A 22,390-nucleotide genomic window follows, 5' to 3' on the forward strand; every position below is an offset into this window, starting at 1 on the left:
CTGAACCAAAACGTAATTTCCTGCATTTTTAAGCATACTTTGGACACAATAAACGTATGACATTGAACAACCAGCAACTAACACTAAACTGCGATATGGGCGAAAGCTATGGCGCATGGACCATGGGTGCAGATGAAAGCGTAATGCCTTTTATAGACATGGCGAACATTGCTTGTGGCTTCCACGCGTCTGATCCTAATGTCATGCACGATACTATTACCCTCGCTAATCAACATGACGTGGAAATTGGTGCGCATCCTGGTTATCCTGACTTACAAGGGTTTGGACGCCGCAGCCTAAAGATGACCTACGAAGAAATCACTAATATGGTGATTTACCAAGTTGGCGCACTCCAAGCTCTGTGTAAGGCACAATATACTGATATTGGTTACATCAAGCCTCACGGAGCGCTCTACAACGATATGATGCTGAGTGATGGTATTTTCTTAGCGGTCGTTAAAGCCGCAGCCCTGTTTAAAGTGCCTCTTATGATATTGGCGTCCCAAGAAAACGAAAAATACCTAGAAATTGCCGATGATTTTGATGTACCTCTACTCTTCGAAGCGTTCGCAGACCGCCTTTATCAAGATGACGGGTTACTAACGCCAAGAACACAAGCTAATGCGGTACTAAACAGCGAACATGCAATACTAGAACAAGTCAGAATGCTGGCAGAATCAGGTCGAGTAAAAACGACATCAGGGCAATATATTTTGTTAGAGGCCGATACGATTTGTGTGCATGGCGATAATGATGAATCTATCGCGTTGATTCAAAAAATTCGTCAGAGTCTCTACACCGGAGGAAATTAATGAATCAAGGGCAGTTTTCGATCTCTCCTATATCTGAATGCAGCATTCTAATTCGCTTTGATGACACCATTACTGTTGAACACATAGGCGAGTTAGCGCATCAAATTGTGGATAAACTCAATCTCATCGTAATGAATGTGGTTCCTTCTTACCGAACCATTTTGATTGACTACCTGCCCTTTAGAATTCAAGAGTCTGTGATACTCCAAACGCTCAATGAGATCGTAAGTCGCTTTGATGTTCAGTCTATGGACAACAAACAGCCGAACTACATTTCTATTCCCGTTTACTATTCGAATGAAACGGCTCTCGATTTGGATCGATTTCAACAAAATGGGCTATCAATGGATAAGCTTATTGAACTGCATACCAAGCCTGTTTACACCGTTTCAGCCATTGGGTTCGCTCCGGGCTTTGCTTTTCTGTCGGATGTAAGTCCAGAACTTCACATGCCAAGACACCATACACCTCGTACCAATGTACCTGCCGGAAGTGTGGCGATTGCCGACAGTAAAACCGCAGTCTATCCATCCGACAGCCCTGGTGGATGGAACATCATAGGCCGTACGCCAATCTCGTTATTCACTGATACTCCACCCTTCATCCCTTTTGAAGTTGGTGACAAGGTCACGTTTGGTTCAATATCCAAACAAGAGTTTGTTAATTTAGGAGGCGTTTTATGAGCTTCGTAGGATTGTTAGTAGAAAAGCCGGGCCCACTCTCTTTGGTTCAAGATTTCGGCCGTTTTGGCCTTGCTCATATTGGGATAACTCAAAGCGGCCCTGTCGATGATTATGCTTACAGTTGGTCGAATCATCTTCTAGGCAACCCCGTTAACTGCTCTGTTATCGAAATCACATTGGGTAATGCGAGCTTTAAAGCCCTAGCCGATTGTCATTTGGCCCTTTGTGGCGGTGATCTTAATGCATCAGTAAACGGTGAGCCTATCTCTAATTGGTCTGACTTTTGCCTCAGAAAAGGCCAGACACTTAAGTTCGGAATGCCAAAGAATGGTTTACGCGCGTATCTTGCTGTTAAAGGTGGATTTAGTGTTGAGAAACACCTAGGGAGCACGTCTACGGTTGTGAGAGAATCTCTCGGCGGTATGACAAAAGATGGCGATCCTTTGAAAGCCGGAGATATTATTGGCTTTGAGCCACATTCGCTCCCAACGTCAAAACCCAAACAGATGACGTTCCGATTCAAACCAGATTACAACTTGCCATTAAAACTGAGAGTGATCGAAGGCTACCAGTTCGAAGATTTTTCCCAGCAGTCTATTGATGATTTCTATTCTGCTAGCTTTAAGATATCACCCAATTCAAATCGTATGGGTTATCGTCTTGAGGGTAAAACGATACAGCCGCCCTATGACGGCGTGCTTTCAGAAGGTATTGCACTGGGTTCTATTCAGATTCCAAACGATGGCAACCCGATCGTCTTATTGAACGATCACCAGACCATTGGTGGCTATCCGAAGTTTGGTTGTGTCGCAAGAATTGATCTGCCACGTTTAGCACAAGCTAAACCCGGGCAAGAAGTCAGTTTCGTCAAAGGAGACAGACAAGGTCTACAGGATGTGTGGTGTCAATGGGCTCAGTTTTTTGGTTACTAAGCCCATCTAAAGTCGTCATTAAATTGTGAGCGCTACATCCCGTAGCGCTCTGCCAATGCTTTTGGATAACCGCGCTCTTGAGTGAGTTTTACCGCAAACTGCTCTACGTCTTCTTCACTCCAATGTACCGTTACAGGATGTTCAAGTTCCACATTGGCATTCGGAGCTATATCAAACCAATATTGCGCCATTTTCTGAGCTGCTAGTAGCGTTGAAGAAGCTTTAACTACTTCAATTCGAGCATAGTTGTTGTCTTCAAATGTCACGTCTGCTGCACGCAATACAGGGTCAGTACCTGGGATTTGCTGCGCACCGAACAGTGCTTTCCCGCCTTTCACTGCACTTTGATAATCCGGAATGAATTGAGACATATGCTTAATCGCATTATCAGTACGCTCATCGAGGATCTCTTGTCGCCACCCGTTGCGTATTTTTGACAGTAAACTGGTTGGTAACTCAGGTTGTGCAGAGATTTTTGAGCTTTCCACCAAGCCATCATCAAACAATGTGATGCCTTTGGTCATTCCATGCAATTGGAAGTAGCCATCACCATATGGCGTTAACTGAGCCATCCCTTTGTCTGTACCGCGAGGACCATGGAAGATCACCTCTGGCCATTGCTGAGAACATTCGTTCCAACGGGTAACGTACGCCGCTTTGAATTCGACAAGTCGATCGCGCTTTACGCCAATCGCATCATCAACTGCGCCGGTCTCAAAGCCACAAGCATTGACTAAGTAATCACAACGTAGTGTCTTTTGTGCGCCAGCTTGGAGGTAAGCCAGTTCCCAATCAGAGCCACTCCAATGGGTTTGTTTTAGTTCTGCTTGCGTCAACACATCAACATTAGGAAGTTGTACTAGCGTCATGTTCGCGACAGCAGCAAGCCTAAATACACTCCATCCGTATTCCTGAACAGCGACCACTGGATACTTAAGCGCCTCAAGGTCTGCGTGCTGAGCAAAAGGGATAGTCCACTCGTCAATGCTTTGCGGGTGTTGTGGCTGTACAAGCTTAGAAAGCGCTATGAGCGCCTCTTTGGAGTACAACTTGTAATACTCGTCTGGTTCTCCCAACACCTGATTACTTGTGTCTTGTTCAACCAGAGATTGATAAGCACGTTTAATTACTTCTAATCGAGGTAATAATGCTTCTGGGTCTCCTCCATCTGAATGAGGCACAGCAATGATGGTAGGACGAATGTTCAGTGAATGTGGATACAATCGGATTGTGTCGATCGATTGAGTCAGAAGATCCAAACATTGCTGTTCGGAAATCTCACGATAAAGGTTTCCGCCCGCGTGTAGGTGGCAGATCGGAGGTCCATTTACTAATGAGACCCCTTTCTCGAGAATGGAGACTTTAAAACCTAACTCGGCAAAGTGGATTGCCGCGGTAGAGCCAGCGACACCGCCACCAACAATAGCGATGTGTTTATCTTTACGATTTGGAAACTCAGACTTCATTGCTTCACTGAAATTTTATAAGGAGAAATCTTTACTTAATGTGGATTCTACTCGGGTTTGACTATGATTAAAATCACAAAAAGTTCATGGGTTTGCATTTGTTAAAGGTATACGCGAAAAGTTACTTTCGAGAGCAAAAAATTTCCGAAAAAAGTGCTTGACGAGGTTGTTGGGAAAGCCCGATTTTGACCCTTTGTGAATAATAATTTAACGCTAACACCCATGGCGTAAAGCCTGCGGAAACACCCCACTTTATTAACACTTCAGTTATCCCAAAAGTTATCCACTGTTTTTGTGGATAACTAAAATAAAACTGTCATGGAGTGCTTCCGTTTTGGCTTATTACAAGCTAATTAAGTGTTTACTGGCGTTAACAATCTTTTCAAAAGACTCATAACGACCAAAGCGAGAACGGCAAACGTAGCAAATGGTAAAGCTATCCACAGTTCTGGGTGGATTTGCGCATTCAACTCGAAGCCATACTTCATCACCGCAGCGACACAAAGCTCAGCTGCAAATACCGCCACACCACTCGCGACGAGAGCCATAATTCCGTATTCCGCCCACAATGTCGTGTTAATCCGTTTTTTGCTAGACCCGAGAGTTCGATAAAGTCGAATCTCTTGCTGACGTTGAGACAAGCTCAATCGAAGCAATGTGAATATCAACAATAAGCCAGCGACAACACCTAACAACGCCAAGATGGTAATGGCTGACACAATCTGCTGAATAAGCGCTTGGATTTTATCGCCCATCGTTCGTATATCTAACACTGAAACGGTTGGGTGCTCACGTGACATAGACGCCAAGAGCGCTTCATTCTCTTCGCCAATGCGGTAACTAATCAGGTAAGAACCTGGCAAGCTCGCCATAACATCCGAAGAAAAAATAAAGTAGAAGTTTGGCTTCATATCTCGCCATTCAACATGACGAATGCTGTCTACCGTCGCATCGAAGTTCTGGCTGTTGATCACAAATCGTAATTTGTCGCCTAACTCAATGCCAAGCTCACTGGCCACTTCTGCTTCTACCGATACGCTACCTTTGTTTGTCCACTCTCCGGAAAGAATGTCATTGTACTCTGGTAAAGAACCTCCCCAAGTAAGGTTGAGTTCACGGCTTACTGCATCAGAGCCCTGACCTTCAGATTTGATCTCTTTGACGCTCACGTCATTAATCTCAGCCAACCGTCCACGAATAATCGGGAAAGCTTGTGACCGCGTCACGCCATTTTTATCTAACGTTTCCAAGTAGATATCAAGTTCGTAATCAGCAATGTTCAATGCAAAGACGTTAGGCGCATCCGCTGGGAGTGTTCTCGCCCAATCGGCAAGTATGTCACTACGTACAAGCCAGATAATAGAAAGCAACATCAATGACAGTGATAATGCACCAAACTGCAATCCGCTTGTCACGGGCGTACGGTTGATGCGGCTTAAGGCTAATTTCATCGCAGGTCGAGTTGAAACGCGAGCGAACAACTTGGTCAACATCACACTCATCATTGCGAGTACAACAAACAATGCGGCGATTCCCGCAAGTACAATCCAAACGAGTGTGTTGTTCGCGTAAAGGATAAGCAATGGCACCACAGGAACCAACACTAGCCACATACGCTTCCATGAACGTTTACCTGAACCTTGCTGCATAACTTCTAAAGCCGGCGTTTTGATCAAACCAAGTAACGGAATCCCCAGCGCAGGAACGGTAATCAGAACCGCTGAAACAACAGAAACTAAAAATGGAGTGACGCCGTAACTAGGTAGTGGATTTGGCAGTAAGTCCTTGAGTGGGATCCGTAACAAATACTCCAAACCGCTACCCAGCAACAAGCCTACAATACTTGCGCTAACCAGCAAAATGGTAACTTGAATCAATAACCACTTTTCAATCCAACGACGACTCGCACCTAAGCTTTTCAACATCGCGATAGTTTGCGTCCGGCTGTTTACGTAGCTTTGACACGTCAAAACCAACGTGGTTGCCGCCATGATGATGACAATCGCTACGGTCAAAGAAAGGTATTGCGTTGTACGTTCAAACACCTCATTGCTTCGACTTGCCGTATCTTGAGTACGCCAACGGTCGCTTGGCGAAAGCTCAGTGCTGTCTTGCAGTTGCGTCAGTGTTGCATCATCCCCTTTAAGGAATAAACGATACTGTACTCGGCTACCTACTTGAATCGCGCCTGTTTTATCAACGTCGCTGTTGTGGATGTAAGCCGAAGGCATTTGTTGGAAAGGGTTGAAACTCAATCCTGGCTCCATCAAAACGGCACCAGAAACCGTGAAATCGGCATCGCCTATAGTGACAACGTCACCCTTGTCAACATCCAATTGTGCCATGATTCGCTCATCCAACCATAACTGATTCGGCTTGATGTGCCCTGATGAGTCATTGTCCAAGACTAAGTCACCCATCAATGGGTATTGCTCATCGACTCCGCGTACCGAGATAAGCTGCATACCATTATCGCTGAACGCCATGGTTGCAAAACGGGTCATGGTCGAGCGCTCAAGCTCTTTAGTTGAAGTGAGAAGTGTATCCGGAATAGGGTTTGCTGAAACAAACACGGCATCGGCTGTTAATGCATCTTTGCCTTGCTTAACGATGACCTGCTCCATTCTCTCTGCCAACGCAGACAAAGCAAAAATACTGGCTATAACAAGAATGAGTGCGACACTTATCGGCCACAAGTTACCTTGACGTATTTCCCCAAAGCTCCAACGAACCAAGCTTTTATTCGGCGACTGATGAGCTTTTTTGTTTGATGCAGAGCTTTGTTCACTTGAGGAGATCACGGACATAGCACCTCCTCTTTTAGCTCACCAGCTTCCATACGGTAGACACGGTCACAGCGACTCGCTAAATGGCTGTCATGCGTAACTAAGATCAGCGTCGTGCCATGCTGCTCATTGAGGTCGAACAGAAGCTCAATGACTTTCTCTGCCGTTTGATGATCAAGGTTGCCCGTTGGTTCATCGGCGAATAACAGTTCTGGCTGAGTCATGAATGCACGAGCTAGAGCAACTCGTTGTTGCTCACCACCGGATAGTTGACTTGGCAAATGGTCAAGACGCTTCTCAAGCCCTACCGCAGTCAGTAGTTCTGTCGCTCGTGCATCATCTTCAGACTCACCACGTAAAAGACAAGGAAGAGTAACGTTACGCAGTGCGCTCAAACTCGGGATTAACAAGAAGCTTTGAAACACAAATCCCAGTGAATCTGCACGGATTTTAGCGCGAGCTTCATCGTCCAGTTTAGATAGCTCTTGTCCTAGTAACGTGATTTCACCAGACGTCGGCGTGTCTAGCCCAGCAAGCAACGTCATGAGCGTCGATTTACCGGCACCAGAGGTGCCAACGATAGCAATCTTCTCACCCTTTCTAATGTCAACATTTACATTTTTAAGGATTGTTAATTGTTCTTGATTAGTAGAGACTTGTTTAGAAACTAAATTAGCTTGAACAATAGGTGCTTTAAGTACAGGTGTTTGCATGATTCGTATACTTTCCTTAGTTCTCTTTTTCTGCCTTTCCGCCACCGCACATGCGAGCGAAAAGTTACTTGTTTTGGGCGACAGCTTGAGCGCTGGCTATCAGATGCCGATTGAGAAGAGCTGGCCTAGCTTACTTCCTGATGCCTTATTAGAACACGGCCAAGATGTAAAAGTTGTAAACGGCAGCATCTCCGGAGACACCACTGGCAATGGCTTGGCTCGTTTACCCTCTCTTCTTGAGCAACACACACCGGATCTTGTTCTTATCGAACTCGGCGCTAACGATGGCCTTCGTGGTTTTCCACCTAATGTTATTACGTCGAACTTATCGAAAATGATTACCATGATCAAAGATTCTGGTGCGGATGTTGTCATGATGCAAATCCGCGTCCCGCCAAACTATGGTAAGCGATACAGTGATATGTTCTACGACATCTACCCGAAACTCGCCGAGCATCAACAAGTCGCGTTAATGCCATTCTTTTTAGAGCACGTCATCGTCAAACCAGAATGGATGATGGACGATGGCCTGCACCCTAAACCGGAAGCTCAACCTTTCATTGCCGACTTTGTCGCCGAAGAATTGGTTAAACATCTCTAATTTTACTGGTCTAGCTCAATAAGTTTTACCTAACTTTACGTTACCCTGTCGAAAGTATTATTCACCAAGGTTAGATAATAAAAATGCAAATAGAACCGTTAATTCAAGGTGTTGTAGCTCGTTCGGCACATCCGTATGGGTGCCGCGCTTCCATCAAAGAGCAAATTGAATACGTTAAACAAGCACCGCAGATCAAAAATGGCCCCAAGCGTGTTTTGATCATCGGTGCTTCTTCAGGTTTTGGCTTGGCCGCCCGTATCGCCCTTACATTTGGTGGTGCTGAAGCAGACACCATTGGCGTGTCATTTGAACGCGGTCCGTCAGATAAAGGTGTCGGTAGTGCTGGTTGGTACAACAACATCTTTTTTAAAGAAGAAGCCATTCATCATGGCCGCACTGCAGTAAACATCGTTGGTGATGCTTTCTCAGACTCAGTTCGTAGCCAAGTTATTGAAGCCATTGAAACCTACTTTGAGGGTGAAGTAGATTTGGTGATTTACAGCTTAGCAACAGGCGTTCGCCCTAAGCCTGAATCTGAAGAATTTTGGCGTAGTGTCATTAAGCCAATTGGAGAATCGGTAACGGGTGCTTCAATCATGCTGGAAAACGATCAATGGGTAGAGTCCACATTGGCGCCAGCAACAGAAGAAGAAGCAGAAGCCACGATTAAAGTAATGGGTGGTGAAGACTGGGAAAGCTGGATAGACACACTGATCAACTCAGAATCTGTTGCCAAGGGTTGTAAGACGATTGCCTTTTCTTACATGGGCCCTGAAGTTACCCACCCAATTTACCTAGATGGTACGTTAGGCCGAGCAAAAGTTGACCTTCACCAAACCAGCCATGCATTGAACATGAAGATGGCGAACTTTGGCGGCGCTGCCTACGCAACAGTGTGTAAAGCGCTCGTCACCAAGGCAAGCGTGTTCATCCCTGCTCTGAGTCCTTATCTACTTGCGCTATACCGTGTAATGAAAGAGAAAGGTACTCACGAGCGTTGTATCGAGCAAATGCAACGTCTGTTTACGACAAAGCTTTACGACCAAAGCAAAGTACCCGTTGATGGCGAACGCTTGATTCGTATCGATGATCTTGAGTTAGAGCCTCAAGTGCAAGAAGAAGTTTCTGCACTTTTAGAGCAAATGAACGCAGACAACTTTGCTGATATCGGTGATTACGACGGCTTTAAAGACGAGTTTATGAAATTGAACGGCTTTAACTTTGAGGGTGTCGATTATGCTCAAGACATCTCAATGAAGACTCTGAAAGCATTAAAGCCTTAATTTAAAGCGTCTCACTATTGAGATAGTGCCAAGTAATTCAAAGTCCTGAAAGGTTTTCGGGACTTTTTTTTGTTTCCGAATCCGCCCCCCCTATACTTTAAATAAACGAGTGGTTAAATAACAAGCTCGCGTAAAAACAAAAGCGATATTCATTCACAGGACGTGAAATTACGGGAAAGGATGACCTATATGGGTACATTGCAAACATTAGATTATGAAATACCCGAATCCATGCGGAAAAGCTGGCAAAATATCGCCAACCTGCTCGCGCGCATCGCGGATGTCCCAACTACGCTGATCATGCGTATCCACCCAAACCACATTGAAGTAAATACCTCCAGCGAGACGGATAACAACCCTTATAAAGTCGGTGACAAAGAAGAACTTGGTCATGGCCTTTACTGTGAGCATGTCATTAATAACAAACGCGAACTCATCGTTCCTAACGCGCTCATTGATGACGAGTGGAAAGACAACCCTGATATTAAGCTCGGCATGATTTCGTATTGCGGCTTACCACTCTATTGGCCAAACGGGGAAACGTTCGGCACCATCTGTATGCTGGATACCAAAGAGAATCAGTACAATGACACCTACCGAGAACTGTTGAGCACATTTAAAGAATCTATAGAGGCTCAACTAGCCGTCGTTTTCCAACAACATAAGCTACTGCGCTTAAATAACGAACTGAAAAATAGAGTCGAGAATAGAACGACTGACCTCGCCCAACTTAGCTACTCGCTAACAAAAGAAATCGACCGACGTAAGGCCGCAGAAAAGCAAGTAAGCTACCAGCAAACCCACGATCATGGGACGGGCTTTTTAAACCGCGTAGCACTTGAAGAAGTGTTAGACCACATCTTAGAAACCATGAACCATGACCAACAATCTCTGGTGGTGATTAACGTCGGTTTTAGTAACGCGCGCAGTATCGAAACAAAATACGGATTTGAAGCCTTCGACGAGGTATTGAAAGAGTTTCGCTTCCGCCTAGGCCACAACGAATCCAGTTATTTTGTGACTGGTCGTCCAAGTTCAAACGACTTGGTGATTGTTGTCTCTGGTGAAGACATCGAATCGAAAGTCCAACACTTACTTGAAGACATCACCCATGTTAGCGTCGGCAACTTCAACATTGATGAAAACGAAGTCCACCTTCACTCTTATATTGGCGTCGTTCAAGCGCACAGAAGCAGTCACGCCAAACAACTGCTGCAAAACGCCTGTTATGCCATGTTGCTATGTAAAGAGTCTGGTGAATCGTACAACTACTTCTGTGAGAGCCACACTCAAGAACTGAACAATCACAATCAGCTTGAAAGCTACCTATTACAAGCCGTTCGCAACGACGACTTAATGCTTTACTTCCAGCCTAAGGTACTTCCACATACGCACAAATGGATAGGTGCCGAAGCACTACTGCGATGGCGTCATCCTGTCTTGGGTGATGTATCCAACGAAGCATTAATTCACATGGCTGAACAAAACGGATTGATTTTCGAAGTCGGCTCTTTTGTCTTGAGAACCGCGATTGATAAAGCCAAACAGTGGTCTGAGCTGGTGGACAATTTCAAGATTGCAGTGAACGTGTCTCCTATCCAATTACAAAACGTTAATTTCGCTGAGCAAATAGAACACCTACTTGAAACCTTCCACCTGCCGGCACACTTCCTAGAGTTAGAGGTGACTGAAAGTGCGTTGATTGCAGATGAAGTCGTGGCTCGTAACACATTGAATAAATTGCACAACCTTGGCGTGACACTGTCACTTGACGACTTTGGCACAGGATACGCATCATTCAGTTATTTGAAGAAATACCCTTTTGACGCGATTAAGATCGATAAAAGCTTTGTTCAGCAAATGGAGAAATCTGATGACGACAGAGCCATCATTTGTTCAATCATACACATTGCGAAAAAGCTCGATCTACAAGTGGTCATAGAAGGCATTGAATCAGCCCAACAAGAGCAGTTTTTGATCAATGAAGGCTGCGATATTGGACAAGGCTTTTTGTATGGTAAACCTATGCCGTGCAATGAATTTGAACAAAGTTTGTTTAATCAAAACCTTTTAGGTGGTCAATACACCTATTCTTCCTAAGCATTTCCTTTACTCTGCAGGCGGTGGTTTCTATAATCGCCGCCCGCTTCCAATAAAAAGGCCATTATCTTCATGGATCAGTTGACTGCCACGCTTAAGAAAATCGAAAAGCAGAACTACCGCGCATACCAACAAATCAAGGGTCAATACGACTTCGGTGATTTCGACTTGTACATTGATTACGTTCAAGGCGACCCATACGCATCTGCTTCTCGTCTACGTGCAACTCGCGCGTGGTCTTTAACCGGTCTTGAGTGGCTAAAAGACGAATCACCTGCATTTCAGCGTGCGGCTCGTGACTTTATTGCTCGAAGCTTTGATGAGTTTGCAAAACAAGAGAACGCAGTATCAGTCTCTTTAAGCGGCCAAACCGTTCTAGACAACACAGCAGTGCTATTCACTGAAGAAGGCATTGAACTTCGCTTCCGCGTTAACTTGCCTGCAGAAGGTCGTTCTGTTCTTGGTAAGAAAGCCAACAACATCCTTACTTTCTACTTGCCGAAGTTTATCCGTCGCGCGACGCTAGAGCGTGAGCTGAACAAAGATGCGTTGATTGAGCACTGTAAAGTGATTGAAGACCAAGCATCTCTGCGTGAACAGCTAGAAGCAAACAACTTGGTTGCTTTTGTGGCGAATGGCAGCATCCTTCCACGTATCGCAGGTAACTGTGACTTGCCGATGAAAGACGCGGTTGAGTTCAAAGCGCCAGAATCCCTTCAAGTTACGCTACACGCGCCTAACAAAGGCTACGTAACGGGTTTGGGTATCCCTAAAGGCATTACTTTGATTGTTGGTGGTGGTTTCCATGGTAAATCGACGTTGTTGAATGCCGTTGAACGCTCTATCTACGATCACATTCCTGGCGATGGCCGCGAATACATCGTGACAGATGGAAATGCGATGAAGATTCGTGCGGAAGATGGTCGTTGTGTTCATCACTTGAACCTATCGAACTACATCAATCACTTGCCAATGGACAAAGACACGGCTGATTTCTCTACACAAGACGCATCAGGTTCTACCTCTCAAGCGGCTTGGCTACAAGAGTCTATTGAAGCTGGTGCAAGTTCTTTGCTTATCGATGAAGATACTTCAGCAACCAACTTTATGATCCGTGATGAGCGCATGCAGGCGTTGGTAGCAAAAGGTGATGAGCCAATTACACCATTAGTTGACCGTATCGGCCAGTTACGTGATGAGCTAGAGATCTCGACCATCATCGTTATGGGTGGTTCTGGCGACTACCTAGACGTTGCAGATACCGTAATCCAAATGCACGACTACCAAGCGGTTGATGTAACTGAAAAAGCAAAACAAGTGATTGCTCAGCACCCTACTCAGCGTCATAACGAATCTGAAGAAAGTCTGCAAACGTTTCGCCCTCGTGCGTTGAACCGAGTAGCACTGATGAACATTCTGACAGACGGTAAGTTCCGCGTTAACGCGAAAGGCAAAGATTCTCTTCGCTTCGGTAAAGAGTTCGCAGACCTAAGTGCACTTGAACAACTAGAGTCCGCGGATGAAGTAAACACGATTGGTTGGTTGTGGTTCCAAATTGCCCAACTTCCGGGTTGGTGTAACCACCCAGCAAAAGAAATCGAAGACATGCTTTCTGGCGAATGGCACGCGACACTACCTAAACAAGGTGACTTAGCAAAACCACGCACATTAGATGTAATGGCAGCGCTAAACCGCATGCGTAAGTCTCAGTTCAAGCCTTCTCGTTAGTACTGGACAAGACAAACAGAAAAAGGCAGCGATGAACGCTGCCTTTTTTTATCTAGCTGATAGGTCGAAGGATAAATAACGTTACACTGTGACTAATGTTTGTTTTATCCGCTACGCAGTACATTCCAAGCATCGCAGAGAATTCGAAACCTATCTGCATCACCGTTCTCTCGATCTGGGTGCCACCGTAATGCAAGCTTTCTCCACTGCTTACGAATATCTGTCCGAGTCGCCTCCGCCCCCAACTCAAATAAACTCAACGCCTTCGCTCGGTCCAAGTCGCTAGAAGTGTTTCCACCAATGTAGCGTTGATATCGACTCCAAAAGTCATTGAGTAGTCTACGTACTTCGCCTTCATCGGCTTCGTAATTTTTCCAATCAAGGTAGTATTCTCTGAGTGGATCATTGATGTCGATGCTGTGACGGGAAGCTTCAATTGCAGACATTAGCACAATGTTCATCGCTTCAACTTGTAGCCAGCCGTCAGGGTAAAGTGTTTCTTGCAGTTGATAGAGCGCGTTCATCAACAAGAAATTGCGCTTAAAGAGGTCTTTATCCGGAGATGGATCTAACTGAGGAATATAATCGTGCTCACTGAGCTCTTGCGCAAGTGTGTGCACCTTCCAGCTCGTTGGTTGTTTGCGGAGAATTTCTAGAATCGGCCACAACAATGGGTTTTCCATGTATTGCTGTCCGTTTTGGCAAACGTCGAATTGTTCGTCCATGTATCCCCTAACCGTTTTAAGTACCTGTTATTAAAGCTAGTCAATTTGTACCATAAAGACAAAAAGGCTGACAGTCATAAACCGTCAGCCTTTTGAAGGAGGATCTCGTTAGCTTAAATTACGCCAAGCTCTCTTAGGCGCTCCATTAGGTAGCTATGCGCTGTGTAACGCTCAGACAGAACCGTATCTGGCTTCGGGTGTAGGAACAATGGAAGCGAGATACGAGACTTCTCTTGACGACCACCTGTTGGGTTAATTACACGGTGAGTCGTAGATGGGAAGTAACCACCTGATGCTTCTTGTAGCATGTCACCGATGTTAATGATCAAGTTACCAAAGTCACATGGCACATCTAACCAATCACCTTCTTTACTCTTTACCTGAAGGCCAGGTTCATTCGCTGCTGGCAAAACAGTCAGCAGGTTAATGTCTTCATGTGCTGCAGCACGAATCGCGCCTGGTTCTTCTTCACCCGTCATTGGTGGGTAATGCAGAACGCGCAGTAGTGTTTTGTCGCTGTTGTTGATCATTTCAGACAACGCAATAGAGAATTTCTCTTGTACCTCTTTTGGTGCGTACTCTTCAACCCATCCAAGAAGCTCTTGAGCAAAGGCATTTGCGCGCTCGTAGTACTCAAGAATTTCTTCTCTAAGTTGCTCTGGCATTTGACCCCAAGGGTAAACATGGAAGTACTCTTTAATGTCTTTAACTGAGTGCCCCTTCGCGACTTCAGAAACTGATGGTGGAAAATAACCGTCTTGTGTTTCAACATTAAATTGGAAATCATTCTTTTGTTCAGAGCAGAAGAACTCGTACCAATTTTTGTAAATTGACTCGACGAGCTCTTGTGGAATTGGATGGTTCTTAAGAACACCAAAGCCCGTTTCGCGCAGTGAGGTGACGAACTGTTGAGCAGCATCGTCAGCAAGATAATCGACAGTTTCCAGTTTCATGACTTTACTTCTTTTTTATTAGACTGAGCGGTGAATTCTATGGATGGCTATGTTGTAAATCAAACTTTAATGAAATGTTTACGCGCAAACGTTTTATTGTTGAGCAGTTTGGCAATATATCAACATAAAAAGTAAGCATCCCCCCGACAAAATAAACAATTGCACACTGTACAATTAAGTGTAATCATAACCACAGTTTTCAATTGAAGGATCAATTTCTCTATGAAAAGTACTTCTACCTTATTGGGTTTAACGATTTTCTACGCCGTTGTATTTTTGTTTTCTGCCTTAGAGCCAAGCTCTCGTGCGGTGTGGTTTGCAGAGATCGTTCCTGCCATCGGTATTCTCATTGCCATTTGGGCGCTTTCCATTCGTTACCAATTCAGCAATACTGCTTATGTACTGATGTTTGTCTGGCTTTGTCTTCACACCATTGGTGCCAAATACACGTTTGCAGAGGTTCCATTTGATTGGTTCAACAACTTAATTGGCTCAGAGCGCAATAACTTTGACCGTGTTGCTCACTTCTCGATTGGCTTATACGCTTACCCGATTGCTGAATATCTAATTAATAAGAAAAAGATCAGTGTTGGATTTGCTTGTTGGTTTGCTTTGTTTGCCATTATGTCTTTGGCGGCCGGCTACGAGATCATCGAGTGGTGGTATGCGGAAATTGCAGGCGGTGATGAGGGAATTGCCTTTCTGGGATCGCAAGGCGATATTTGGGATGCCCAGAAAGACATGTTATGTGACACCATGGGTGCGATACTGTCGTTGCTTCTACTGACAACTCAACGTCGATTGGCGAAGCCACTCTAGATAAGGGTTAAAACCTTCTACAATTGGGACCTGTACGATCTGAGCCACCTCATATTCGTGCAGGTCTTTTATTTTGTCTTCGACCAATGCGTATAAGTCTTTACGTGTCTTAATGATCAACAACCACTCATTATCGCTACACACTTCCCCTTTCCATACATAGTGGCTCTCTATTGCCATGGTCTGTATACAAGCAGCAAGTTGGCCTTCCAACAAACCTTTGATGATCTCGTCTCGGTTCTTCTGCGTGCCTGCGGTACTCAATACCATGCAGTATTCATGTTGTTCGCTCATAACTGACTCTTATTTCATCGTCACCTTGCCGCCAATCATCTTGTAGGCAGGTGTTCCTCTTACTAACGTGTCTCTTGCAAACTCTTGTTCACAACCCGGGCAAATGCAAGGTGTGTTGGTGAAGTCTTCAACAATGCGTTCTTTAAAGCACTTCACTAATGCCCCTTTACCGCCTTTGCGATATTTAAACAGCTGCGTTTTACATTTTGCACAAAATATCTCGACCGTTTTGGTCGGTTGCTTCTTATTCGGTTTCGCCATCTTTTTCTATCTTCGGTTTTACCCACACGGTACTGAAATCAAACCAACCTAAGGCGTTACATTTGGCGTTTTGCAGCGCACCACTGTGGTCTTTGTTCACGCCTAACCAACAATGGAACATCGGGATCACTTGGCAGCTCTTTACCAGTTGTCTACCTAACTCTCGTGCAGGAAAGTCCGTATGTTGCCCTGCTCTCCATTGATCCACCAGCGTTGACCAACCAGAGAAATCATAACCCGCACTAAATTTATCAATATCGCTGTAATCCAACAGCCAACCGGCAAGTGCGTCGTTACGGTTGGTCGCAATGCCCATTGCTTTGATCCAGATATCCACTTCTTCTGGTGAAGGCGGCTGAGTATCGTAACGAATGAACTCCACATCAATGCCATGTGGCTTGAGCAAGGTTTTGATCGCTTTAGCGATAACAGGAAACATAGGGTGCTTCTTTTGGTAAGCGACACAAATGGTTTTGTCTTCCTGGGGCGCGTCACCGGACATTGTCGGTTTAAGATCAATCCAACCAGGCTTTAATCCAAATGCTTGCAGCACTCCCAACTCAATGACCTTGTCTTGAGGAACATGGGAATACACTTGGTAGCTGTTCAAGGTTTGACTCAAAAATTCCGCCCATCTTGGGTCTTTTGCTATACCTGTATTTTTATTCAGTAGTAGGAAAGTGCAGCCGGGATCGAGCTCGACTTCGTCCGTCGAGGCTTGTTTATCCATTTGTGGCTTAGTCAAACTTGGGTACACCATCGACGAGTAAGCCTCGTCGATCACCCACACTTCAACTTGATCCAAGAGCGGGCGCAGAGCAAAGTAGCCATCAAACGCCGTCAGAATTAAGCGTTTGTCATCATTGACTTTAACTTGGAATGGCCCTGTGCCAATTGGCTTTCTATCAAATTCTTCTGAACGTAGATTGCTTGGTAGTAAAACTTTGGCTTGTGACTCACTCAATGCAAGTGGCAGGTACTTATCAGGGCGTACTAGGTGGATGTCTACCGTCCAAGGCTCTGGAGAGATGACCTTTTCTATGTGAGAGAACAAGTTGAGTTCGCTTAACGCCCCAATACTTTCGATAACACAGTCTGTTGTCAGGAGTTCACCATTATGAAAACGAACCCCACGACGTAGATAGAAGCGCCAATGTGTATCTGAAAGTGCTTCCCAGTAATGCGCTAAATCGGGTTGAAGCTGCTCGTTGTCGTCGAGTTTTGTAAGACCACTGAACACCTGACGCGCGATATGCTGCTCTGAACGGCGCATTGGCTTTTGCGGGTTCAACATAGAAAGCGGTCTGTAATAAGGCAAACGAACGACCTGCTCACCTTGTCGATGTTGCAGACCTAAATAGCCCTGAATAACCTGAGTGAGCTTAGCTGCATCGTTGTCGAGCGCTTCTAGGGCTTGACCTATTTTCCCTTCGTCTAAGTAACGACGTGCAAGATTCTCACTTACATCGCTACGATTGCGCTTGAAGATCAGTTTAGAGAGCTTGCCTCGGCCTGCAGCAGGATGCCATTCGATCCACCCTTCTTCCTCTAGTTTATTGAGGACGATTCGAGCGTTTCGACGAGTACAAAAGAGTGCTTCGGTAATGTCTTCGAGTTGAACATCCGTGTCATTACCAGAAAATTTTTCAAACAGCGTTTCGAACTGAACGCGTAAACGAGGGCTACTCATAAAGAGGAAATTTTAGTTTTCATAACGATAAACTAAGTTTCCTCATTTTTCGTGAAAAGTGCAAACTCAGACGTGCAAATTATTGAATGTCGATACCAATTTCTTGCGCTAGTTGGCGTAATTGATCTTCATCGTCGAGTTTGATCGACCATTTCGTTTCCGCACCATGAGCCAAAACAACATTTGCTCCACGTCCAAGTAGCTGAATTGCATCAGTTTGTGCTTGCAAAGTAACCATCGCACTACCCGCTAGTTTGATAACAATTTCACGCTGCGTTGCGATGATTTTTCCTAAAGAGAATTCAATGACCATATGAGTATTCTCTTACTAAACTTGTTTTTCTTTCGGATGTTTTACTGCGATCGTCAAACGGCTCGTACAAACCAAACGTCCGCGTTCATCCGTGATTTCGATTTGCCACACTTGAGTGGACACGCCCAAATGGACAGGTTTTGCGGTACCAATAACATGACCACTGCGCATCGCACGAACATGGTTTGCATTGATGTCCAAACCAACACAGTAACTGCCTTCCTCAACACAGAAATTCGCAGCAAGTGAACCAAGCGTTTCCGCAAGTACAACAGACGCACCACCATGCAGCATACCCAATGGTTGGTGGGTAAAGCTGCACACAGGCATGGTCGCGCTCAGTGAATCATCAGTGAAATCGGTATAGACGATTTGCAGATGCTCCATCATGGTATTTTTTGACGTGGCGTTAAGAATGTCTAAGTTAATTGGCTTTTTCCAAATACTCATTTTTCGCTCTTATCTCGTCCCGTATCGCACTGGACGGTTTATCTATGAAAAGTGCGCCTAGCATAGTCCTGATCGCATCGCGACTTCAAGGTCAAACGCAAGTCTCAACGTGAACAACATAATGACTTAACGTTTCTTTACTAAGCGTTATACTATTGGTACAAAACAAAAAATATTTATATGGACCCCGCTATGAGAACATGGATTAAAGCCTCAGTACTTTTGACCGTTGCAGGTCTAACAGCGTGTAGCTCTTCGCCCACTGGCCGTAACCAAATTTTGATGTTTTCCGACCAAGAGATGTCATCGCTCGGCGCAAAGTCATTCGACCAAATGAAGAAAGAGATACCAATCAGTAAAGACAAAAAGACCAATGCCTACGTTCAATGTGTTGCGAAACAAATCACCGACACGATTCCGCCTCAAGCAGGCTTCAAAGAATGGGAAGTGGTTGTGTTTGATAGCCCTCAGGTAAACGCCTTTGCTTTACCGGGTGGTAAAATTGGTGTTTATACCGGCTTATTGAAAGTGGCGAAAAACCAAGATCAACTTGCAACAGTCATCGGCCATGAAGTTGCACACGTTTTAGCTGATCACAGTAATGAGCGTTTGTCTCAAAGCCAGTTAGCCAATGCAGGGCTATCACTTGCTAATGTTGCAATCGGTGCGTCTGAATACAAGCAATACCAGCAGATGACGATGGCGGCGCTTGGTGTGGGTGTTCAATACGGTGTGATTCTTCCTTATGGACGAACGCAAGAATCTGAAGCCGATATTGTTGGCCTTGGGTTTATGGCAAAGGCCGGCTTCGATCCTAACCAAAGTGTCGATCTTTGGAAAAACATGAGCGTTGCAGGCGGGGCTCAACCACCAGAGTTTTTCTCAACTCACCCATCGCACAGCACTCGTATTAGAGATCTACAGGCAACCATTAAAACGCTGCCAGCATCTAACGTTAAAGCCCCTAAGTGTGGTTGATTCAAAACCTAAGGCATTCTAGCTAAGAACTGTCCTTAAATTGCAAACAAGAAGAGCTCCATTTCGGAGCTCTTTTTATTCGTATCTGTTATTACTTATTGCGTCTACGTACCTAAGATCTGCAAAGGCAAGCCTAACAAGCTGTCTCCTAACCCAGCGAAGTACCAAATGATGGCAATAAAGCCACCAATGGAAACTACGTACCAAGCAAACGAGAACAGTTGCCCATATCGGGTTAATGGCAGTAAATGGCTGTGGTGTCGAGTTCGCCATTCCATCACCACTTCTAGCATCCCCATCAATAGCAAGAAACCTAGCAACGTTAAGCCGAAGGTGTAACTGATGTAGATGCCGAGCAAAGCCGTGACAATACTCCCTGCCAAACCAATCCATGTATTCATTGAAAAGGTGATACTTTTAAGAACATGTCCGCCATCTAATGGCAAGATCGGCAGCAAGTTGAAGAGGTTTAGCAAGGCGTTAAACACAGCAAGGCCCGCAAAGATCATCTCCCCTGTCATCCAATATAAGACGGTGAATAGAATGCTGAGGACTAACCCAAAGAACGGTCCCATGATGGAGATAACCACATCTTGCCAACGTGTGTTTATCTTTTCATCGCTTAGCGCTAAGCCACCTAAAAATGGGATGAGGTAGATGCCTTTGGTCTTCATACCAAAGTACTTCATTGCTCGGATATGGCCATATTCGTGAAAAACTAAACACGCCACCAATGCGAGGGCGAACTCAATCGAAAACAGCCATGAGTATGCCGCAAGACTTGCAGAGGCTAACGCCACTTTAATGACCTTCGCGCTTTTCAACGCCTTCATGCCGAGCGACACAATACCAATGAGACTAAAACGCTTTTCTGCCGGTGGCGGTTCTACCGGTACTTGGCGTTCGATGTCTTTTTCGTCACGAGTCCCTTCGACAACCAGTGAGTCATTTACTGTCGCTTGATACTTAAAATCAAATGGTTGCCAGTTTAGTTCACAGCTCAATTGGCAATGTAAAACATCCTCTCCAGCAGTGAGCTTGAACTCATGCTGTGTCTTGCCTGAGTCATCATCGCTCGCAGCAATCTGCGACACCAAGGTGTTATCCCAAAACAGTTGTTGCCAACCTGCCATAGAGCCTTCAAGCCTGAGCGACTTTCCTAAAAATTCAATGTGTAATAATTCCAACGCGATTTCCAATGCGATAAACACAAAGTTCGAATTATGCCTGCAATGGCATCGAACGAAAAGCATGTTAACAACACGTATTTGATTAGCTTTTAATCATAAGATTTACAAAACAACTCTGGTCATACCATTCTTTACAAAAATATCACCATAATACATGGCCTTATTAATTGCGGTTTGACCTATGCATCAAATTTAAAACGCAATATACGTCTGATCTTTGACAAGTTAATAAACATACAATTAACATTATATTTACATTGCAGTTGTAAATCGAACCGACAGCAACTGGTGTAAAAGGCACACAACAAATACAAAGACTTCGGTCTAATATAATGACACCCTAGGAGGGTCAAGGATGAACAAGAAGCACTGCTCTCTGCTTACAATTTCAATATTGTTTGCGTGTAATGCCCAGTCTGCGGGCTTTCAGGTGGCCGAACACTCGGCTTCTGGTCTTGGTAGAGCATTTTCAGGTGAAGGCGCAGTAGCCGACAATGCGAGCGTATTAGCACGCAACCCAGCTGCAATGACACTTTTTAAAGAAGCTCAATTTTCAGGCGCGCTATCTGTCGTCGATCCTGAAGTTAACGTCTATGACACTTTCCATAAAGAACACGCGAATGACGTTGCCCCACTACAAATCGTTCCGGCTGGCTACTACATCAGCCCAATCAACGACAAATGGGCTTGGGGTATTGGCATGTTCACCACTTACGGTGTCGCGACCGATTACCCAGATGACATTTCTGCGGGTGACATGGCGGGTGATACTTCCCTACTTTCGGTTAACATTAACCCGAATATTGCTTACCGCATCAACGAACAGTTTAGCGTTGGTGGTGGTATTAACATTGTTTACGCGCATGCAGAGCTTACTCGCCACAAAGGCGCATTGGCGCCGTTATTTGGCCCAGGAAGCAAAAAATCTGACAACCTAATCGGCATGGAAGGCGATACTTTCGCTTTCGGTTGGAACATTGGTGCCCTTTACGAATTGAATGAAAACAACCGTTTTGGATTCGGTTACCGCTCCAAAGTGGATTTAGACTTCGATGAAGGTGAATTCAGCAGCTATGACTCTGGCATCGCTAATGCGTCAAAAGTCGATGGCCGTTTACAAATCTCTCTCCCATCCATTATCGAATTGTCTGCATTCCATCAATTAAATGATAAATGGGCGATCCACTACGGATGGCAACAGACAGACTGGAGCACATTTAAAGAGCTAAAAGCAACCAGCAAAGACTGTGTTGATGGCGTGTGCTTCTTTAAACCTGAGAAATATGAAGACAACAACCGTTACTCCTTCGGTGGTACATACACACTAAACAATCAATGGACACTTCGCGCTGGTATCGCATACGACGAGCAAGCAGGTGAAGCAACATTGAGTATCCCTGATAGCGACCGTTTCTGGTACAGCGCAGGCGTGACTTATGCAATGAAAGAGAACCTAACCTTCGATGCAGGTTTTGCTTTTGTTAAGAGTAAGTCCGGCTCGTTCACTGAAACCAACGCAGCAGATCAAGAGATCACATTCGACTCAGAAGGTACTGCTTACATCAGTGCTGTTCAAGTGAACTACACCTTCAAATAATCAGGATTAACGGAGT

21 protein-coding genes are annotated in these 22,390 nt (G+C 45.0%); 10 read left to right on the forward strand and 11 right to left on the reverse strand.

Annotated features, from left to right (window positions below; genetic code table 11):
• Positions 1-56 precede the first annotated feature (56 nt).
• The 3 genes from VCHENC03_RS23065 to VCHENC03_RS23055 are packed head-to-tail and all read left to right on the forward strand — an operon-like array spanning position 57 to position 2,427.
• A complete protein-coding gene (locus VCHENC03_RS23065) occupies positions 57-812 on the forward strand; it encodes a 5-oxoprolinase subunit PxpA (protein ID WP_009704442.1) in 756 nt (251 codons plus the stop codon).
• Entirely contained in the window at positions 812-1,495 is a 684-nt protein-coding gene (locus tag VCHENC03_RS23060; protein ID WP_009704443.1) for a 5-oxoprolinase subunit B family protein, read from the forward strand. Before VCHENC03_RS23065 ends, VCHENC03_RS23060 begins: the two co-directional genes overlap by 1 nt.
• Complete coding sequence (locus tag VCHENC03_RS23055; protein WP_032802021.1) at positions 1,492-2,427, forward strand: biotin-dependent carboxyltransferase family protein; 936 nt, start codon at positions 1,492-1,494, stop codon at positions 2,425-2,427. The genes VCHENC03_RS23060 and VCHENC03_RS23055 overlap by 4 nt, the downstream gene beginning before the upstream one ends.
• Positions 2,428-2,459: 32 nt before the next feature.
• On the opposite strand, the gene VCHENC03_RS23050 is transcribed toward VCHENC03_RS23055, so the two are convergent.
• The 3 genes from VCHENC03_RS23050 to VCHENC03_RS23040 form a co-directional block, all read right to left on the reverse strand.
• Positions 2,460-3,893, reverse strand: a complete 1,434-nt coding sequence (locus VCHENC03_RS23050; RefSeq protein ID WP_009704445.1) for an FAD-dependent oxidoreductase — start codon at positions 3,891-3,893, stop codon at positions 2,460-2,462.
• Between the two features lie 353 nt (positions 3,894-4,246).
• Complete coding sequence (locus VCHENC03_RS23045) at positions 4,247-6,700, reverse strand: ABC transporter permease (RefSeq protein WP_009704446.1); 2,454 nt, start codon at positions 6,698-6,700, stop codon at positions 4,247-4,249.
• Positions 6,691-7,392 (reverse strand): ABC transporter ATP-binding protein, encoded by a 702-nt coding sequence (locus tag VCHENC03_RS23040; RefSeq protein WP_005435141.1) that lies wholly within the window; start codon positions 7,390-7,392, stop codon positions 6,691-6,693. The genes VCHENC03_RS23045 and VCHENC03_RS23040 overlap by 10 nt, the downstream gene beginning before the upstream one ends.
• Between VCHENC03_RS23040 and tesA the strand changes: the two genes are divergently transcribed.
• The 4 genes from tesA to VCHENC03_RS23020 all read left to right on the forward strand — a co-directional run bounded on the left by tesA (position 7,391) and on the right by VCHENC03_RS23020 (position 13,104).
• Entirely contained in the window at positions 7,391-7,993 is a 603-nt protein-coding gene (gene tesA, locus VCHENC03_RS23035; protein WP_032802023.1) for a multifunctional acyl-CoA thioesterase I/protease I/lysophospholipase L1, read from the forward strand. The genes VCHENC03_RS23040 and tesA overlap by 2 nt on opposite strands.
• 83 nt (positions 7,994-8,076) lie before the next feature.
• A complete protein-coding gene (fabV, locus tag VCHENC03_RS23030; RefSeq protein ID WP_009704448.1) occupies positions 8,077-9,276 on the forward strand; it encodes an enoyl-ACP reductase FabV in 1,200 nt (399 codons plus the stop codon).
• A gap of 189 nt (positions 9,277-9,465) precedes the next feature.
• Positions 9,466-11,376, forward strand: coding sequence for a bifunctional diguanylate cyclase/phosphodiesterase (locus tag VCHENC03_RS23025; protein WP_009704449.1), 1,911 nt, complete (start codon positions 9,466-9,468; stop codon positions 11,374-11,376).
• Positions 11,377-11,448: 72 nt separating this feature from the next.
• Complete coding sequence (locus tag VCHENC03_RS23020; RefSeq protein WP_009704450.1) at positions 11,449-13,104, forward strand: ABC-ATPase domain-containing protein; 1,656 nt, start codon at positions 11,449-11,451, stop codon at positions 13,102-13,104.
• A 104-nt stretch (positions 13,105-13,208) separates the two neighbouring features.
• Here VCHENC03_RS23020 and VCHENC03_RS23015 read toward each other — a convergent pair whose 3' ends face one another.
• Together VCHENC03_RS23015 and VCHENC03_RS23010 are read right to left on the reverse strand one after the other, a co-directional pair.
• Complete coding sequence (locus VCHENC03_RS23015) at positions 13,209-13,829, reverse strand: DNA-J related domain-containing protein (protein WP_009704451.1); 621 nt, start codon at positions 13,827-13,829, stop codon at positions 13,209-13,211.
• A 113-nt stretch (positions 13,830-13,942) separates the two neighbouring features.
• Positions 13,943-14,782, reverse strand: coding sequence for an isopenicillin N synthase family dioxygenase (locus VCHENC03_RS23010; RefSeq protein WP_009704452.1), 840 nt, complete (start codon positions 14,780-14,782; stop codon positions 13,943-13,945).
• Positions 14,783-15,004: 222 nt separating this feature from the next.
• Here VCHENC03_RS23010 and VCHENC03_RS23005 point away from each other — a divergent pair, with 222 nt between their 5' ends.
• Positions 15,005-15,601 (forward strand): DUF2238 domain-containing protein, encoded by a 597-nt coding sequence (locus tag VCHENC03_RS23005; protein WP_009704453.1) that lies wholly within the window; start codon positions 15,005-15,007, stop codon positions 15,599-15,601.
• On the opposite strand, the gene cutA is transcribed toward VCHENC03_RS23005, so the two are convergent.
• The 5 genes from cutA to VCHENC03_RS22980 all read right to left on the reverse strand — a co-directional run bounded on the left by cutA (position 15,563) and on the right by VCHENC03_RS22980 (position 18,609).
• On the reverse strand, positions 15,563-15,895 hold the full coding sequence (gene cutA, locus VCHENC03_RS23000; protein ID WP_009704454.1) for a divalent-cation tolerance protein CutA: 333 nt from the start codon (positions 15,893-15,895) through the stop codon (positions 15,563-15,565). The genes VCHENC03_RS23005 and cutA overlap by 39 nt on opposite strands.
• Positions 15,896-15,904: 9 nt before the next feature.
• Entirely contained in the window at positions 15,905-16,156 is a 252-nt protein-coding gene (locus VCHENC03_RS22995; RefSeq protein WP_009704455.1) for a hypothetical protein, read from the reverse strand.
• A complete protein-coding gene (locus VCHENC03_RS22990; RefSeq protein ID WP_009704456.1) occupies positions 16,140-17,846 on the reverse strand; it encodes an SgrR family transcriptional regulator in 1,707 nt (568 codons plus the stop codon). The genes VCHENC03_RS22995 and VCHENC03_RS22990 overlap by 17 nt, the downstream gene beginning before the upstream one ends.
• Positions 17,847-17,925: 79 nt before the next feature.
• Entirely contained in the window at positions 17,926-18,159 is a 234-nt protein-coding gene (locus tag VCHENC03_RS22985) for a DUF3389 domain-containing protein (RefSeq protein WP_009704457.1), read from the reverse strand.
• 15 nt (positions 18,160-18,174) lie between these two features.
• On the reverse strand, positions 18,175-18,609 hold the full coding sequence (locus tag VCHENC03_RS22980) for a hotdog fold thioesterase (protein WP_009704458.1): 435 nt from the start codon (positions 18,607-18,609) through the stop codon (positions 18,175-18,177).
• A 192-nt stretch (positions 18,610-18,801) separates the two neighbouring features.
• Here VCHENC03_RS22980 and VCHENC03_RS22975 point away from each other — a divergent pair, with 192 nt between their 5' ends.
• The gene (locus VCHENC03_RS22975) at positions 18,802-19,587 is read left to right on the forward strand and encodes a M48 family metallopeptidase (RefSeq protein ID WP_009704459.1); all 786 of its coding nucleotides are present in this window, start codon (positions 18,802-18,804) and stop codon (positions 19,585-19,587) included.
• A 104-nt stretch (positions 19,588-19,691) separates the two neighbouring features.
• Here VCHENC03_RS22975 and VCHENC03_RS22970 read toward each other — a convergent pair whose 3' ends face one another.
• Positions 19,692-20,720, reverse strand: a complete 1,029-nt coding sequence (locus tag VCHENC03_RS22970) for a site-2 protease family protein (RefSeq protein ID WP_009704460.1) — start codon at positions 20,718-20,720, stop codon at positions 19,692-19,694.
• Between the two features lie 412 nt (positions 20,721-21,132).
• On the opposite strand from VCHENC03_RS22970, the gene VCHENC03_RS22965 reads away from it, so the two are divergent.
• Positions 21,133-22,374 carry an outer membrane protein transport protein gene (locus VCHENC03_RS22965; protein ID WP_009704461.1) on the forward strand — a complete coding sequence of 414 codons (1,242 nt, stop codon included), beginning with the start codon at positions 21,133-21,135 and terminating at the stop codon, positions 22,372-22,374.
• Positions 22,375-22,390: the final 16 nt, after the last annotated feature.

The sequence above is a fragment of the Vibrio sp. HENC-03 genome (assembly GCF_000305755.2).
GTDB lineage: Bacteria > Pseudomonadota > Gammaproteobacteria > Enterobacterales > Vibrionaceae > Vibrio > Vibrio owensii.